Below are 14208 nucleotides of genomic sequence, written 5' to 3' on the forward strand. Positions count from 1 at the left end.
GGGCGGGGGCTCTTCCTCCTAGGCCCCTGCCCGTCCCTCCCGGCAATCGAGGGTCCGAAGACATGAAGATTGAGCAGGAGCGGAAGAAGCACCGGCCCCGGTGTCCCTGCTGTGATCGCGGCGTCCTGCACCCGACGGGCGCGTTCTCCATTTGCGACCTCTGCGGGCTCGCTATCACGCGGCAAGCGCTGGCCTATGCGAACACGGTGTCGCAGGACAAGCCCAGCCAGGACCGGGAGCAGGCTGAGCCCCCGCGTGTCGCGACAGACGAGGACGACACTGCAGCCTGACCCCCGTCCGCGGCGTGTCGAGGGAGACGGGCCTCCTCCTAGCCGCCTCGGTGCCAGACTGTCCAGGTGCGGGCGACGAGGGCAGCCGGTGGGGGCCCGGTCCGGCAACCATAAACGCGCGACAAGGGCCCGTTGACGCCGCTTTTCCGCCGGTGGTAGCCTCACAAGAAACTCCCAGGCGCGGCATTCATGCCCACCGATATCGGCGAGGAGGCGCGCGGGACCGGGCGGTGGCTTGAGGAGGTCAAGCGAATCGCCCGCCGCGTCCGCCTGCGCGTGCTGGCCCACACGATCAAGCACAACGGCGGCTACCTCAGCCAGGCCTGCTCGGCGGCCGAAATCCTCGCCACCCTGTACACCCATGTGATGAAGCTGGGCCCCAGCCTGGGCCAGCCGGTCCCACGCCCCTTCGTTGGCGTGCCGGGACAGGCTAACCGGCAGGACGTGAGCGGCGCCCTGTACAACGGCCCCAGGGCTCCCGACCTCGACCGCTTCTTCTTTTCCCCGGCGCACTACGCCCTGGTGCTCTACGCCACGCTCATCGAGGTCGGCCGGCTGGCGCCGGAGGCGCTCGAGCAGTTCAACCGGGACGGGAGCACGCTCGAGATGATCGGGGCGGAGCACTCGCCGGGGATGGAGCTGACCACAGGCTCGCTCTCCCAGGCGCTGAGCCAGGCGGGCGGCGTCGCGCTCGCGCGCCGGCTCCGCGGCGAGCCCGGCCGGTGCTGGGTCTTCATGTCGGACGGGGAGCTCCAGGAGGGCCAGACCTGGGAGGCTGTCGCCGCGCTGGCCTTCCATCGGCTCGACAACCTCGCCGTGTACGTGGACATCAACGGACAACAGTGCGACGGGCGGATGGAGACGGTCATGGCTGTCGAGCCGGTCCGGGCGAGGCTGGAAGCCTTCGGCGCGCGCGTCGTCGAGGTGGACGGGCACGACCCCGAGGCGCTGGCCGCCCCGGCGCCAGCGACGGGCTCGGGCCGGCCGCTGTTCGTGCTCGCGCGGACCGATCCCTGTCGGGGGCTTGACGTGCTGCGGGCGCGCGCGCCGAAGCTGCACTATGTGCGCTTCCGGAACGAGGAGGAGCGCCGGCTCTTCGAGGAGGCCTACGCGAAGCTGGCCCGGGAGGTGGGCCTCGCGTGATCGAGATGGTCTCCCGACCACATGCCCGGAATTTCGTCCGCTGGGCCCAGGATCGGCCCGAGGTCGTCGTGCTCTCGGGCGACCTCACGAGCTCCTGCGAGATTGACGACTTCCGGCAGGCCTACCCCGATCGGTTCTTTTCCATGGGGATGGCGGAACAGAACATGATGGGGTTCGCCGCTGGCCTCGCCCGCGAGGGATTCACGCCGTTCGTTCACACATTCGCCGTCTTCCTCTACCGCCGGCCCTACGATCAGCTCGCCATGGCCATTGCCTATCCGAACCTGCCGGTGCGGCTCCTGGGATTTCTCCCCGGGATCGTCTCACCTGGCGGCGTGACCCATCAGGCGATCGAGGACCTGGCGGTGCTCCGGGCGCTCCCGAACCTCACGATCCTGGAGTGCGGCGACGCGACGGAGGTGGAATCCGTGCTCGATGTCGCCCAGGCGGTCCGAGGGCCCGTCTACGTCCGCATGCTCCGGGGTGAGGTGCCCCGCCTCTTCGACCCTGCGGAGCCGATGCGGCTGGGCCGGGCTCGGGTGCTCAGTCGGGGCACCGATGTCACGATCCTCTCCAGCGGGATCTGTACCGAAGAAGCGCTGCGGGCGGTGGCCGCGCTCCGCACCCGCGGGGTCTCGCTCACCCACCTGCACGTCTCGACGCTCAAGCCCTTCAGCGACCCGGTCGTGCTCGACGCCGCGGCCGAGGCCCGCGCGGGTGTGGTCACGATCGAGAACCACAGCGTGCTCGGCGGATTGGGGACGGCCGTCGCCGAAGTCCTGGCGGGGGCCGGGCTCGGCCGCAAGCTCGTGCGGCTCGGCTTGCAGGACACCTTCGCGCATGGCGCGAGCCGCGCCTACCTGATGCGCGAGTACGGGCTCGATGCGCGCGCCCTCGTGACAGCGGTAGAGGGCCTGCTCGGCGCCTCGTTCCAGCTCAGCGAGGCCGAGCTGGCGGCCGTGCGGCTGGATGCGGTCCACGGCGGAGCCCAAGCGGAGGCCCTGTAGATGGCCGGCGCCGCCTCGCTCGATCTGTCCGGCCGGCGCTTCCTCATCCGGTACGAGCTGACCGGCTCGGAGGCCGACGCCCGGGCGCTCGCCGACGAGCTGTGCTACGAGCAGACCGTCGAGGTGCACCGGGAGGTGGTGCCGCCGGGGCCGATCCGCGAGCAGCTCGTCGGCCGCGTCGAGGGCTTCCGGCGGCTTCCCTCCGGCGCCTTCGAAGTTGCGCTCAGCTTCGCGATCGAGACGGTCGGGTGCGAGCTCCCGCAGCTCCTGAACGTCCTGTTCGGGAACGCGAGCCTCCAGCCGGGCGTCCGCCTGGTGCGGATCGAGCCGCCGCCGGAGGGGTTCGAATGGCTGCCCGGGCCGCGGTTCGGCCGGGCCGGCCTCCGCGCGCTCGTCGGCGCCCCCGACCGGCCGCTGCTCTGCTCCGCACTCAAGCCGATGGGGCTTTCCGCCAAGGACCTAGCAACCATGGCCTACCAGCTCACCGTGGGCGGGATCGACCTCATCAAGGACGATCACGGGCTGGCCGACCAGCGGTTCTCGCCGTTCGAAGAGCGAGTCGGGCGGTGCGCGGAGGCGGTGGCCAAGGCGAACCGCGAGACCGGCCGCCGGAGCCTTTACGCGGCCAACGTGACCGCGCCCTCGGGACTGACCTTGCAGCGCGCCCGCCTCGCCCAGGCGGCGGGGGCCGGCGCGGTCGTGCTCAGCCCCGGATTGGCCGGCTGGGACGCGGTGCGCGAGCTGGCGAGCGAGGCCGGCCCAGCACTCCCGGTCCTCTGTCACCCGGCCTTGTTGGGCACCTTCGTCGCCGACCCGCGGCAGGGGATCGGCCACGCGGTCCTCTTCGGCCAGCTCCCGCGCCTGGCCGGCGCCGACGCGACGATCTTTCCCACCCACGGCGGGCGCTTCGCCTTCAGCGCCGAAGACTGCCGCGCGATCGTCGCGGGGACCAGCGAGCCGCTCGGGCCCTGCCGGCCCATCTTCCCGGTCGCCGGCGGGGGCATCCGCCTGGAGCGCGTCGGCGAGTTGCGCGAGTTCTACGGGCGGGACGTCGTGCTGCTGATCGGGAGCTGGCTCCGCCTCGCTGGGCCGGACCTGATCGCGAACTGCCGCCGGTTCTACCGCGCGGTCGCGGGCGCGGATCCGGACTGAGGCGCGTCCGCGCCTCCGGGAGGCTCTGAAGAGCGGGTCGCGGCCGGTTGGTACGCGGTCAGGAACCGACGCAGGATGGCCTGCTCCAGGCGCGAGGTGCCCTGGGTCGGGGAGGGAAACCGCAGCAGCAGGTTGATCCGCCCCGGCTCCGGGAGGTGGAGCTGGACGCGCGGGTCCACCGAAGGCGTGTCCAGCCAGTTCCGTCCCTCCAGCCGCTTCATGTGGAGCCGCGCCTCCTCCATGAAGGGCGTGCATTCGGCCCGTGCGGCCTCCAGCAGGGCTTTCTCGGCTGCCTGCCAATCGTCCCGGGTCGTGAGCGGGACCGTGAGGATCTGGACCACGTAGGGCTTGGTGAAGGTCTCGTTGATCACCGCCTGGCTGAGCAGGAGGCTGTTCGGAAAGATGACGGCGCGGCCGGTGTACTGCTGGGACTGGTGGCCCGGCCCGATCTCCATGACCGTCGTCGCGAGCGCGGTCTGGTCAATCACATTCCCGCGGATCCCGCCGATCTCGATCCGGTCGCCGATCTCGTAGGCGTTGGCGCCCAGCCGCAACACGGTGCCGCTCAGGCAGAGCAGCAGCTCCTTGGTCGCCAGCACGAGCGCCACGGCGATCGCGACCAGCGAGACGGCGAGCGCGCTCAGCTCGTGCCCCCAGATGAAGATCAGCCCGAGGACGAAGACGAGCGCGGTGATGTTCCGGATCGTCACGACCCAGCGCCGCCTGGCCTCGACGGTCAGGCCGGGACTCGCGTGGACCGCGCGGAGGATGAGGGCCCGGACGGCCAGGATCACCGCGAGCAGCAGGGCGGAGTTGAGGCCGTCCACAATCAGCGTGCGCTCGGAGAAGTCCAGCCAGTCTGGGATCATGACGTCCCACCGGGATGTGGAGCCGAGCGCCACCCGCCGGTCCGCTCGGGCTCAAGGGTCCGGTGCATCGTGCGATGCGGGATGCCGGCATCCAAGAAGACGGCGCCCGTCGCCGCGAAGCCGCGCTTCCGGTAGAAGCCGATCGCGCGGGTCTGCGCGTCCAGCGTCACCTCGACCAGCCCGCGCCGGCCCGCCTCACGAAGCAGCGCGTCCAGGAGCGCGGTGCCCACGCCGCGCCGCCGCCAGGCCGGGCGCACGGCCATGCGGCCGATCTTGCCGTCCGGCCGCATCCGGGCGGTGCCGATCGGGGTGCCTTCGGGAGACCGGACCAGCGCGTGCACACAGGAGGGATCGAGTCCGTCCCACTCCAGCTCGACCGGCACGCCTTGCTCCTGGATGAAGACCGCCTCCCGGATGGGGCGGACGAACGGCTCGGCTGCGACCCAGTCGAGTAGCTCCACGCGCCAGCCCGGCCGGTCGCTCATGGGGCACGCCCGTCACCCCAGGGCAGCTCGTTGAAGCCCGCCTTGCTCACCCCGACCCGCCCGGGCTCGCGGAAGACCTCGCGGAACACCGCGACGACCTCGTGGAACGTCTCGAGGGTCGCCCAGCGGCCGCAGCCGCTCTCCTCCAGCAATCGCGGGAGCGGCGTCTGCCTGGTGCGCAGGCCGTCGGGGCTGCCGTCTCCCAGCAGGTAGTGGTCCAGCACGACGCGATCGCAGGCGGCCTCCAGGGCCTCCGCGAACCGGCGCGGGTCGTCGAGCGGGAGCAAGGGGCTCACGGTCGCGACGGTGGTGAGCCCGGCCGCCCGCAGGGCGCGCAGCGCCGCGATTCGCGCGGCCGGCGCATAGGCGTGCGGCGGGAAGCCCGGCGGGAGGACCGGCTTGTCGGTCTCCACGGTGATGTTGAGCTGCAGCGCGCAGCGCCCGTGCAGCTCCCGGAGCAGCGGGATATCCTCCACGGCCAGCGGGGTGTGCGACTGGATCACCAGCGCGTCCGGCGGCCGGACCAGCATCTCCTCGATCAGCCGCCGCATGCGCCGCGCGCGGCGTTCCTGGGGCGGGTAGGGCTCGGTCACGCTGGAGAGAAAGATCCGGAGCGGCTTCGGCTCGCCCTGCGCGGGCCGCTTCAGGCGCTCGTACTGCGCCCGGTACGCCTCCAGGTAGCCCTCCTTGATGTCGAGGAAGCTGCCCCAGGCCCGGCCCAGGGTATGGTAGGGATTCCACTGGGCGTAGCAGTAGAGGCCGCAGAGGGAGTTTCCGAGCGGGCAACCCCGGTAGAGGTTGATCGTATGGGTGAAGCCCTCGCCCAGGAACCCGCCCGTGGGATTGAGGATCGTGGTCGTCGGGATCTCCTTCGTGACCATGGGGCGCCACCAGCAGCCATTATACCGGATCGGTGGCCAGCCGATCCGTCGCGCCCGCCCGGCGCGGCCGGCGGATCACGGGGTCGGGGGCTGGCGGCTCCGCCGGACGGCCTCGCGCAAGCGCGCCGCCGCCCGTTCCGCCGCTGTGACGACCGCTGCCGCCGAGACCCCGACGAACTGCCCCTTGGCCTTGAGGGCCCGGCCGTTGACGAAGACGGACTCCACGTTCGCCGGCTGGGTGTTGAACACGAGCTGGCCGATCCAATCGAACCGCGGCGCGAAGTTCACCCCGCTGGGGTCCAGGATGATGAGATCGGCCTGCTTGCCGGGCGTGAGCGAGCCGATCCGGTCCGCGAGGTCGAGCGCCTCGGCCCCCCCGAGCGTCGCCATGCGGAGCACCTCCGCCACCCCCGGATAGATCCCCGGGCGCAAGGCCCTGGCGCGCTGCAGCCCCGCCGCGGCGCGCATGGTGTTGAACATGTCGCTCGTGTCGTTGGTCGCGCCGTCCAGGCCCAGCCCGATCTTGAGCCCGGCCGCATGCAGTTCGGGTAGGCGGATGATCCCCGAGCCCAGCCGCAGGTTGCTGAGCGGGTTATGGGCGATCCGCACGTCGTGCTTGGCCAGCAGCGCGATCTCCTCGTCGGTCAGATGGATCGCATGGTTGGCGAGCAGGTTCCCGCGGAGGGCCAGGGCGCCCGATTCCTCCAGCGACCGCACCGGCTGGCGCTCCCGTTGCGCGACGGTCTCCAGGAGGTGCACGTTCAGCTTGACGCCCCAGTCGCGGGCGAGCCGGGCCGCCTCCTTGAGGGGCGCCAGGTGCTCCATGCCGGTCGCGCCGGCGAGCTGGAGCGTCGCGAGCGGGTTGGGCGTGATCAGCTCGTCATAGAGCCGCTTGAGGGCGTCCAGCTCCGCCGCGCGGGGCGTGGGGACGTAGACGAAGCGGAGCCCCGACTCGGTGAGCGCGCGGAGGTTCTCGCGCGCGGCCTCGAACTTGATCCCGCCGGCCCAGTCCACGACCGTGGTGACGCCGGTCCCGATGAGATCGAGCGTGCTGAGCCGGACCGCCGCGTACACGTCCTCCGGCGTGAGCGCCTGATAGACGGGCCAGGTACATTCGTGCAGCCAGGCCTGCAGGTCCTGGTCCGGGCACCCGCCCCGCATGACGGATTGGACGAGGTGGTTGTGGAGGTCCACGAAGCCGGGGAGCACGATCTTGCCGGTCGCCTCGATGACCGTGGCGTCGGCGGCGGAGAGGCCGGGACCCACGGCAGCGATTGTATCCCCGGCGATCAGGACATCGGCATCCGCCACGGTCCCCAACGGCCCCTTGCCGAGCTTGGGATCCATCGTGACGACGAGCGCGGCGTGCCGGATCAACGTCCGCGGGCCGGCGGACTCCGCCGCCGTGATGGCCGGCGGGCCGCCGGGCTGGCTGACGCCCGGGAGGAGCCCGACCAGGAGGGCGAGCACAACGAGGCCGCCGCGGCCGCCGACCCGGCTGTACCGCCTCAAGTATGGGCGCGAGGACGTGCGCACGGGTTCTTCGACTAAAGGTGCCGCTTCGTCGCCTCGAGGATCTGCCGCGACTTGGCCTCGTCCCCCATGACCCCCACCCGGATGGTGATCTTCGAGCGGGAGTCGGTCAGGGACTCGATGGAAATCCAGACCTGGGTGTCGCTCGCGAGATCGGATTTCACGCTCGCTGTCAGCTTGTCGCCCTTGTCTTCGAGCACGGGCAGGTTCAGATCCTTGAGCCCAGCGACGGCCGCCTGGTGCGGTGTCGGGACTGGGACGTCCAGCTCCTCCTTCAACTGGCCGTTCACGTACACGACGCCCGCCGTGCCTCCGGCCGCGCCGACGAGCAGCAGGGCGCAGCCGGTCAGTGGCGCCGTCAGGAGGAGCGTCAGGCTTAGCCACAGCGTTCGGATTCGTCGCATCGTGTCACCTCAGGGGGCCGCCCCCTCCCTCAACCCTCTCCCCCCGCGCGGGCATCGGCCGCGCGCTCCGCATCCATGCCGTCTCCCGCCCACAGCCGAGCCGGTAGCGGGCGGCCCGGTCGTCGAGGGCCTCGGTTCGCAAAGAGGGCGCACCCCGCCGCCGCGGCCGGGTTGAAGCTGGCCCGATGGGGATTCGACAGGGGCGTCGGCCGCTCGTGCGGGAAGAACGGGGCGGGCAGACGGGCGTCCGTGTTGTGGAAGGCGAGGGGTTCGAGCGTCCGCACCAGGGGCATGGCTTCCATCCTTAGCACGGGCGGCCCGGCACGTTCAACCGCAGCGGTCGGAGCCGACATCTTCCGTCAGCCCATTGGAAACACCCGCAATGTCGCACTTGTGCGGGCCGGGCGTCCGCCGTAGGGGAACAGCGCGACGTCCGCGCCAGCGATTGCAGCCTACGACGTGCTGCTCCGGGCCTGTGAATTGTGAATGACGAGGACAAGCCGCTGACCTCGATTCATGGGACCGTAAGGTCGAACCGGCAGCGGCGCGCCTCCGGCTCGTCGCCGGGGCCGGGCGGCTCCAGCGTGACGACGACTCGCGGCCGCTGCACGGGCGGGATGGCTTGGAAGATGCGGTCCTTCGCGAGGTAGGGATCGCCGGCGAAGTACATCTGCGTCGTCAGGTCGGGGAACCCGCGCCGGTGCACCTTGAAGTGCACGTGGGAGGGGCGGGTCCAGAAGAAGCCGGCGGGATAGGGCGCGGGGTACACGGTTTTGAACCGGTAGCGCCCCTCCCGATCGGTCGTGTCGAATCCCCAGTACTGGAAGTTTGGGTCGAGGGGCGCCCGGGTATTGTCATCATCGGGATGGTTGTAGCGGCCGTGGGCGTTGGCCTGCCAGATCTCGACCAGCGCGCCCGCGACCGGGCGGCAGGCAAGGTCCCGCACCTGCCCAACGATGGAGATGATTGGTCCCGCCGCGCGCCCTGATGCGCCCTGGAGCCGGGTCAAGTCGTTGTCCTTCTCCGTCTGGTCGCGGACGGGGTAGTAGGGGCCTTCCGTCTGCGGCGGGGTGAGCAGACAGGCGTCCTGGACCGTCCGGCCGAGCGTCGTCGCGGCGACGAGCGTGCTGGCTGAGCCCAGGAATGCGGCGAGGAGCTGCCGACGGGTGAGCGGCGTCGCCGCCCGCCACCGGACGGCCAGGGTCGCCAATTCGGCCTGAATCAGCCTGAACCTGCGCTCCTGCATGGCCGCCTCTCCCGCGTCGCGGGTATCATACACGACTTTCCCCATTTGCTCCCGCTGGGAGGTGCAGGTTGGCGCGCCACACTGGTATAATGCCGCTTCGCACCGATCGGCAGACACCTTCCGCCATCAGGGAAAGTCACGGGTATGGCCGCGAAGACGCTGTTCGACAAGATCTGGGAGGCGCATGTCGTCCGCGAAGAACCGGACGGCACCGTGCTCCTCTATATTGACCGGCACCTCGTCCACGAGGTGACCTCCCCCCAGGCGTTCGAGGGATTGCGGCTCGCCGGCCGGCGCGTCCGGCGCCCCCGGGCGACGCTCGCCGTGCCCGACCACAACGTCCCGACCACGGACCGGCGGTTCGGCATCGCGGACCCGGTCAGCGCGAAGCAGGTCAAGGCGCTGGAGGACAACTGCCAGGAGTTCGGCATTCCCTTCTTCGGGATGAACGACGTCCGGCAGGGCATCGTCCACGTGATCGGGCCGGAGCAGGGGTTCACGCTGCCGGGCATGACGATCGTCTGCGGCGACTCGCACACCTCCACGCACGGGGCCTTCGGCGCGCTGGCCTTCGGGATCGGCACGAGCGAGGTCGAGCACGTGCTGGCGACGCAGTGCCTGCTCCAGACGCGACCCAAGACGATGGAGATCCGGGTCGAGGGGGCGCTGCCGCCGCACTGCACGGCGAAGGATGTCATCCTCGCGATCATCGGGAAGATCGGCACCGCGGGCGGGACCGGCCATGTCGTTGAGTACACCGGGTCGGCCATTCGGGCGCTCAGCATGGAAGGGCGGATGACGCTCTGCAACATGTCCATCGAGGGCGGCGCGCGTGCCGGGCTCGTGGCGCCCGACGCGAAAACCTTCGCGTACCTGGAAGGGCGGCCCCTGGCTCCCCGGGGCGACCTGTTCGCCCGCGCCGTCGAGGCCTGGACGGCGCTGCGGACCGATCCCGGGGCGAGCTACGACGCGGTTGTGGTCCTCGACGCGGCCGAGCTCGAGCCACAGGTGACCTGGGGGACGAGCCCCGGCATGGTCACGGGCGTGACCGGCCGGGTCCCGGACCCGCGGGCGATACCGGACGAGAGATCGCGTCGCACGGCGGAGCGCGCGCTCGAGTACATGGGGCTGACGCCGAACACCCCGATCACCGAGATCCGGATTGATAAGGTCTTCATCGGCTCCTGCACGAACTCCCGCATCGAGGACCTGCGCCTCGCCGCTCGGTATCTTAAGGGCAGGAAGGTGGCGCCCGGCGTGCACGCGATGGTCGTCCCGGGGTCCGGCTTGGTGAAGAAGCAAGCGGAGGAGGAGGGGCTGGACCGGATCTTCAAGGAGGCCGGGTTCGAGTGGCGCGAGGCCGGCTGCAGCATGTGTCTCGCGATGAACGCCGACGTGCTTCAGCCCGGCGAGCGCTGCGCCTCCACGAGCAATCGGAACTTCGAAGGGCGGCAGGGGAAAGGCGGCCGGACCCACCTGGTCTCGCCCGCCATGGCCGTCGCCGCCGCCGTGGAAGGCCATTTCGTGGACATCCGGACGTGGTCGTAACCCATGCAGCCCTTTACGACTTTGACCGGGTTGGTGGCCCCGCTCGACCGGCTCAACGTGGACACCGACCAGATCATTCCCAAGCAGTTCCTCAAGACCCTCACGCGGACTGGGCTCAAGGAGGGGCTGTTCTTCGACTGGCGGCACCGGAAGGACGGGACGCCGGATCCGGACTTCTTCCTGAACCAGGCGCGCTACCAAGGGGCGACGATCCTGCTTGCGCGCGACAACTTCGGCTGCGGCTCCTCGCGGGAGCACGCGCCTTGGGCCCTGCTGGATCAGGGGTTCCGCTGTCTGATCGCGCCGAGCTTCGCGGACATCTTCTACAACAACTGCTTTCAGAACGGCATCCTGCCGGTCGTGCTTGCGGCCGACGAGGTCCAGGCGCTGTTCCAGGCCGTGGCCGCGACGGAAGGCTACTCCGTGACCGTGGACCTGGCCGCGCAGACCGTCACCACGCCGGAGGGCGCCGTCTATCGCTTCGAGGTGGATCCCTTCCGGAAGGACTGCCTCCTCAAAGGGCTCGACGCCGTCGGCCTGAGCCTCCAGCACGAGCCCGCCATCGCCGCCTACGAGGCGCGGCGCAAAGCCGAGGCCCCGTGGCTCTTCGCCGATCTGTGAGCCGCCTGCCGGCCTCTGGCGCGCCGCGCCGATCCGCGCGGCGGACGATTCTTATCCCCCGTTCGTGCCGGAACCGATGGACCGCGAGCTGACCATCCTGCGCGACGCGGTCCTCGCGGCGGGCCGACGCGTGCTGGACCTGCGCCGCACGGGCTTCGACACGCAGCTCAAGGCCGACCGGTCTCCCGTGACCACCGCCGACCTGGAGGCGGACCGGATCCTTCGCGAAGCGCTCCTCGGCGCCTTTCCCGGCGACGGCTGGCTCTCGGAGGAAGCGGCGGACGACCCGATCCGGCTCGATCGGAAGCGGGTGTGGATCGTGGATCCTCTTGACGGCACCAAGTACTTCCTGCGCGGCCTGCCACAGTTCGCCGTCTCGGCGGCGCTGGCCGAGGGCGGGACGGTCGCCGCCGCGGCCCTGTTCAACCCGGCGACCGAGGAGCTGTTCTGCGCGGTGCGGGGGCGGGGCACGACGCTGAACGGCGTGCCGGTGCGGAGCTCGCCGCCGGGCGACCGGCTCACGGTGCTCGTGAATCCCCCGGCGCTGGCGCGGGGGGACTTCCGCGCCTACGAGCCGTACGCCGACTGCCGGCCGATGGGCTCGATCGCCTACACGCTCGCGCTGGTCGCCGCCGGCCGGGCGGACGCGACGGTGAACGTTGAGCGGCTCAACGAGTGGGACGTGGCCGCCGGCGTGCTGCTCGTCGAGGAGGCGGGCGGCACCGTGGCCGGCTGCCGGGGCGAACCGCTCCGGTTCAACCAGCCGGACCCGTCGCTGCATGGAATCCTCGCCGCCGGCCCCGGCCGATGGCGGAGGCTGGAGCAGGTGCTGGACCGCGTGCGGCGCGAAGGAGGCGGGGCATGAACGGACAGACGATCGTCAGGGGGCTCGCAGCGATTCTGGCCGCCGGCGCCGTCGCCTGCTCGACCTGGCAGGGGGAGTACCTGCGCGCGAATGTGGGCAAGGCGACGCAGGCGGACGTGCGGCAGCACCTCGGCGAGCCGTCGCTGACCAGGAGTCTGGAAGGCGGGGGCTCCGAATGGCTGTACCACTACTTCGCCGGCAAGCTCTACAGCGAGCTCGTCGAGGGCCACGTGGGCGGGCGGCAGCCCGACTGCACCGAGTACCTGCTCACCTTCGACGAGCGGAACGTCCTCTCCGACTGGCGCAAACAGGCCTGCGACTGAGGCGACTTGGTGAGCGGCGCTATCCAGAGCCAAGCCGCTCAAGCTTTCCAACCCATTCATCAAAATGTCTGCACGCTCGGCGCATGGTTGCCAAGCCAATGCGACCTGTGGCTAAAGGACCGTGCAGGCGTTTTCGATAGCGAGGAAACATGGCCAGTAGACGGGCTGATGGGGTGGTTTGGGGGTCGTCATCAATGTCTTCTGGTGTGGGGAATCCGTTTCGGATCTCCTCGAGGCATGTTCGAGTTTCCGGGGCATTCATGACGTCGGCCACCACCCCAGGGTTGGAGAACAGGAGAGCCTCGAATTCGTGGATCATGAAATAAGCCGCAAATCTGTTGCCAGCGTTGAGATGTTTCTCTAAAGCCGCTTCCAGCTCTCTCGCCCGTTCAAGCGAATTGGTTCCTTGGAGGTTCTGTTTCCCTGGGAAGTTGTTGGGTAACCCATAATAGTCGATCATAGTCGTGATCAAAGTAGCGTCAGTATCTCCAAGCAATCGTCGGAGATCATCCTCGACCTTCTTGAAGTCTGTGATCCCTCCTTTAAAATGAGAACCACACTTGACACGTTTGGTCGTGGCGATCTTCGGTTCCGCATGGACGCCAACGCCCCACAAATACGTCTGTAGGACATCCTTTACAAAACGTTCCTCGGTTGGGCCCTCGACCAGGATCAGCACCTTTCGCACTTGCATGGGTCAGGGTCTGCCACCGAGGATGTTCTTCTCCCACAGCTCACCCAGGGAGTAATTCTCCAACCATGCTGACATGTCGGCAGCTTCAAGATGACGGAAAACACTCTGGTGCTCCACTCGTTCCACGACCCAAACAAATTCCGGGGTAAATTGATTAACCAATGTAACAGACTGTGTCGCTACCAGTATCTGGGTTTGTTGAGAAGCTGACTCCAGCAGCGCTGCCAACAGACTGATCGCTGCCGGATGCAAACCGAGTTCCGGTTCATCGAGCAGAACGACTGCCGGCAAGATTGGTTGCAAGAGCAGTGTGGCCAAGCAGATAAATCTCAACGTTCCGTCGGATAGTGCTGACGCACTGAAATATGCATCGCTGCCCTTCTCCTTCCACTCCAATCGGATCTTGTCCTGGTTCAAGCGTGACGGTTCGAGCCGGAAGCTTTCGAAGAAGGGAGCAATCTGTCTGACCGTATCTTCAATGTTCTTAAAATGGCCTGGATGCTTCTGTTGCAAACGATAGAGAAACGCCGCCAGGTTTCCGGCATCGGGATGCAGCCGGTAATTGTCGTCCACGTCTCCCGTTTGCTTGACTCGAGCTGAGCCGCTTGTGTCGTGGAAGTGGTAGATGCGATAGCTGCCGAGGTCATCACGCACGTAACGGGCGATTTGCTTAGGCGAGTCCTTCACGCGAGCTTCTGCATGGCCGGAGCCGAGGTCAATAGAATATGGACTTGAGAAATGGGTTCGGTCATGAAACCAGATCGTTTCACTGGAGAAGATGAACTGATCTTTCGCTGTTGGCTTTAATGTAAAAGCGTAACCGTTTGCATAGCTTCCCTCTCCGAATTCCAACTCGACAGTGAGAGAAGGTGACTGCTTTCGTCCAAAGTACAGAACGCTGTCGGCCCCGCCCGCCTCGCCAGTGTAGTTTTGAAGATCACCGGCGACCACACGATTGAGGAAATGGAACACGCCAATGAGGTTGGACTTGCCGGAACCGTTTCCACCGATGAAAACATTCAAACGGCCCAGCCGAAGAGTCTGATCACGAATGGATTTGAAGTTCTTGACCGTGAGCCGTTCAAGGGTTCGCATGGGCGCTACTGTGCCACGGCCATTCAAAAAAAGGAAGTCGTAACCTTTGAGG

General features: G+C 68.5%; 17 protein-coding genes. 8 read left to right on the plus strand and 9 right to left on the minus strand.

What is annotated here, in order from left to right:
* The first annotated feature begins 62 nt into the window (after window positions 1-62).
* The 4 genes from ACWHYQ_RS09755 (at window position 63) to ACWHYQ_RS09770 (ending at window position 3592) form a co-directional block, all read left to right on the plus strand.
* Window positions 63-290, plus strand: coding sequence for a hypothetical protein (locus ACWHYQ_RS09755; protein WP_447975494.1), 228 nt, complete (start codon window positions 63-65; stop codon window positions 288-290).
* A gap of 189 nt (window positions 291-479) precedes the next feature.
* The gene (locus ACWHYQ_RS09760; RefSeq protein ID WP_447975495.1) at window positions 480-1433 is read left to right on the plus strand and encodes a transketolase; all 954 of its coding nucleotides are present in this window, start codon (window positions 480-482) and stop codon (window positions 1431-1433) included.
* Window positions 1433-2440, plus strand: a complete 1008-nt coding sequence (locus tag ACWHYQ_RS09765) for a transketolase family protein (RefSeq protein ID WP_447975549.1) — start codon at window positions 1433-1435, stop codon at window positions 2438-2440. Before ACWHYQ_RS09760 ends, ACWHYQ_RS09765 begins: the two co-directional genes overlap by 1 nt.
* Window positions 2441-3592, plus strand: coding sequence for a RuBisCO large subunit C-terminal-like domain-containing protein (locus ACWHYQ_RS09770; RefSeq protein ID WP_447975496.1), 1152 nt, complete (start codon window positions 2441-2443; stop codon window positions 3590-3592).
* Here the strand turns inward: ACWHYQ_RS09770 and ACWHYQ_RS09775 are convergent.
* From ACWHYQ_RS09775 to ACWHYQ_RS09805, 7 genes are all read right to left on the minus strand, one after another.
* A complete protein-coding gene (locus tag ACWHYQ_RS09775; protein WP_447975497.1) occupies window positions 3559-4461 on the minus strand; it encodes a mechanosensitive ion channel family protein in 903 nt (300 codons plus the stop codon). The two genes, ACWHYQ_RS09770 and ACWHYQ_RS09775, sit on opposite strands and share 34 nt — an antisense overlap.
* Window positions 4458-4946 carry a GNAT family N-acetyltransferase gene (locus tag ACWHYQ_RS09780; protein WP_447971941.1) on the minus strand — a complete coding sequence of 163 codons (489 nt, stop codon included), beginning with the start codon at window positions 4944-4946 and terminating at the stop codon, window positions 4458-4460. Before ACWHYQ_RS09780 ends, ACWHYQ_RS09775 begins: the two co-directional genes overlap by 4 nt.
* Entirely contained in the window at window positions 4943-5827 is an 885-nt protein-coding gene (locus tag ACWHYQ_RS09785; RefSeq protein ID WP_447971942.1) for a hypothetical protein, read from the minus strand. The genes ACWHYQ_RS09780 and ACWHYQ_RS09785 overlap by 4 nt, the downstream gene beginning before the upstream one ends.
* A 75-nt stretch (window positions 5828-5902) precedes the next feature.
* Complete coding sequence (locus ACWHYQ_RS09790; RefSeq protein ID WP_447971943.1) at window positions 5903-7363, minus strand: amidohydrolase family protein; 1461 nt, start codon at window positions 7361-7363, stop codon at window positions 5903-5905.
* Window positions 7364-7374: 11 nt separating this feature from the next.
* Window positions 7375-7764: a DUF3568 family protein gene (locus ACWHYQ_RS09795; RefSeq protein WP_447971944.1), complete on the minus strand. Its 390-nt coding sequence runs from the start codon at window positions 7762-7764 to the stop codon at window positions 7375-7377.
* A 29-nt stretch (window positions 7765-7793) separates the two neighbouring features.
* The gene (locus ACWHYQ_RS09800; protein WP_447971945.1) at window positions 7794-8057 is read right to left on the minus strand and encodes a hypothetical protein; all 264 of its coding nucleotides are present in this window, start codon (window positions 8055-8057) and stop codon (window positions 7794-7796) included.
* 221 nt (window positions 8058-8278) lie between these two features.
* Window positions 8279-9055, minus strand: a complete 777-nt coding sequence (locus ACWHYQ_RS09805; protein ID WP_447971946.1) for a dioxygenase family protein — start codon at window positions 9053-9055, stop codon at window positions 8279-8281.
* Between the two features lie 99 nt (window positions 9056-9154).
* Between ACWHYQ_RS09805 and leuC the strand changes: the two genes are divergently transcribed.
* The 4 genes from leuC (at window position 9155) to ACWHYQ_RS09825 (ending at window position 12367) form a co-directional block, all read left to right on the plus strand.
* Complete coding sequence (gene leuC, locus ACWHYQ_RS09810; protein ID WP_447971947.1) at window positions 9155-10558, plus strand: 3-isopropylmalate dehydratase large subunit; 1404 nt, start codon at window positions 9155-9157, stop codon at window positions 10556-10558.
* 3 nt (window positions 10559-10561) lie between these two features.
* Complete coding sequence (gene leuD / locus ACWHYQ_RS09815; RefSeq protein WP_447971948.1) at window positions 10562-11179, plus strand: 3-isopropylmalate dehydratase small subunit; 618 nt, start codon at window positions 10562-10564, stop codon at window positions 11177-11179.
* 76 nt (window positions 11180-11255) lie between these two features.
* Entirely contained in the window at window positions 11256-12044 is a 789-nt protein-coding gene (locus tag ACWHYQ_RS09820; RefSeq protein WP_447971949.1) for a 3'(2'),5'-bisphosphate nucleotidase CysQ, read from the plus strand.
* Entirely contained in the window at window positions 12041-12367 is a 327-nt protein-coding gene (locus ACWHYQ_RS09825) for a hypothetical protein (protein WP_447971950.1), read from the plus strand. The genes ACWHYQ_RS09820 and ACWHYQ_RS09825 overlap by 4 nt, the downstream gene beginning before the upstream one ends.
* A gap of 19 nt (window positions 12368-12386) precedes the next feature.
* On the opposite strand, the gene ACWHYQ_RS09830 is transcribed toward ACWHYQ_RS09825, so the two are convergent.
* Together ACWHYQ_RS09830 and ACWHYQ_RS09835 are read right to left on the minus strand one after the other, a co-directional pair.
* Window positions 12387-13046 (minus strand): DUF4276 family protein, encoded by a 660-nt coding sequence (locus ACWHYQ_RS09830; protein ID WP_447971951.1) that lies wholly within the window; start codon window positions 13044-13046, stop codon window positions 12387-12389.
* Window positions 13047-13064: 18 nt separating this feature from the next.
* A complete protein-coding gene (locus ACWHYQ_RS09835; protein WP_447971952.1) occupies window positions 13065-14156 on the minus strand; it encodes an AAA family ATPase in 1092 nt (363 codons plus the stop codon).
* Between the last annotated feature and the right edge of the window lie 52 nt (window positions 14157-14208).

Source organism: Nitrospira sp. Kam-Ns4a, assembly GCF_965152595.1.

Excerpts from the sequence above, each read along its gene's own strand:
- ACWHYQ_RS09755 (WP_447975494.1), top strand. The coding sequence starts at position 63 with ATGAAGATTGAGCAGGAGCGGAAGAAGCACCGGCCCCGGTGTCCCTGC.
- ACWHYQ_RS09760 (WP_447975495.1), top strand. The coding sequence starts at position 480 with ATGCCCACCGATATCGGCGAGGAGGCGCGCGGGACCGGGCGGTGGCTT.
- ACWHYQ_RS09770 (WP_447975496.1), top strand. The coding sequence starts at position 2,441 with ATGGCCGGCGCCGCCTCGCTCGATCTGTCCGGCCGGCGCTTCCTCATC.
- ACWHYQ_RS09775 (WP_447975497.1), bottom strand. The coding sequence starts at position 4,461 with ATGATCCCAGACTGGCTGGACTTCTCCGAGCGCACGCTGATTGTGGAC.
- ACWHYQ_RS09780 (WP_447971941.1), bottom strand. The coding sequence starts at position 4,946 with ATGAGCGACCGGCCGGGCTGGCGCGTGGAGCTACTCGACTGGGTCGCA.
- ACWHYQ_RS09785 (WP_447971942.1), bottom strand. The coding sequence starts at position 5,827 with ATGGTCACGAAGGAGATCCCGACGACCACGATCCTCAATCCCACGGGC.
- ACWHYQ_RS09795 (WP_447971944.1), bottom strand. The coding sequence starts at position 7,764 with ATGCGACGAATCCGAACGCTGTGGCTAAGCCTGACGCTCCTCCTGACG.
- ACWHYQ_RS09800 (WP_447971945.1), bottom strand. The coding sequence starts at position 8,057 with ATGCCCCTGGTGCGGACGCTCGAACCCCTCGCCTTCCACAACACGGAC.
- ACWHYQ_RS09805 (WP_447971946.1), bottom strand. The coding sequence starts at position 9,055 with ATGGGGAAAGTCGTGTATGATACCCGCGACGCGGGAGAGGCGGCCATG.
- leuC (WP_447971947.1), top strand. The coding sequence starts at position 9,155 with ATGGCCGCGAAGACGCTGTTCGACAAGATCTGGGAGGCGCATGTCGTC.
- leuD (WP_447971948.1), top strand. The coding sequence starts at position 10,562 with ATGCAGCCCTTTACGACTTTGACCGGGTTGGTGGCCCCGCTCGACCGG.
- ACWHYQ_RS09820 (WP_447971949.1), top strand. The coding sequence starts at position 11,256 with ATGGACCGCGAGCTGACCATCCTGCGCGACGCGGTCCTCGCGGCGGGC.
- ACWHYQ_RS09825 (WP_447971950.1), top strand. The coding sequence starts at position 12,041 with ATGAACGGACAGACGATCGTCAGGGGGCTCGCAGCGATTCTGGCCGCC.
- ACWHYQ_RS09835 (WP_447971952.1), bottom strand. The coding sequence starts at position 14,156 with ATGCGAACCCTTGAACGGCTCACGGTCAAGAACTTCAAATCCATTCGT.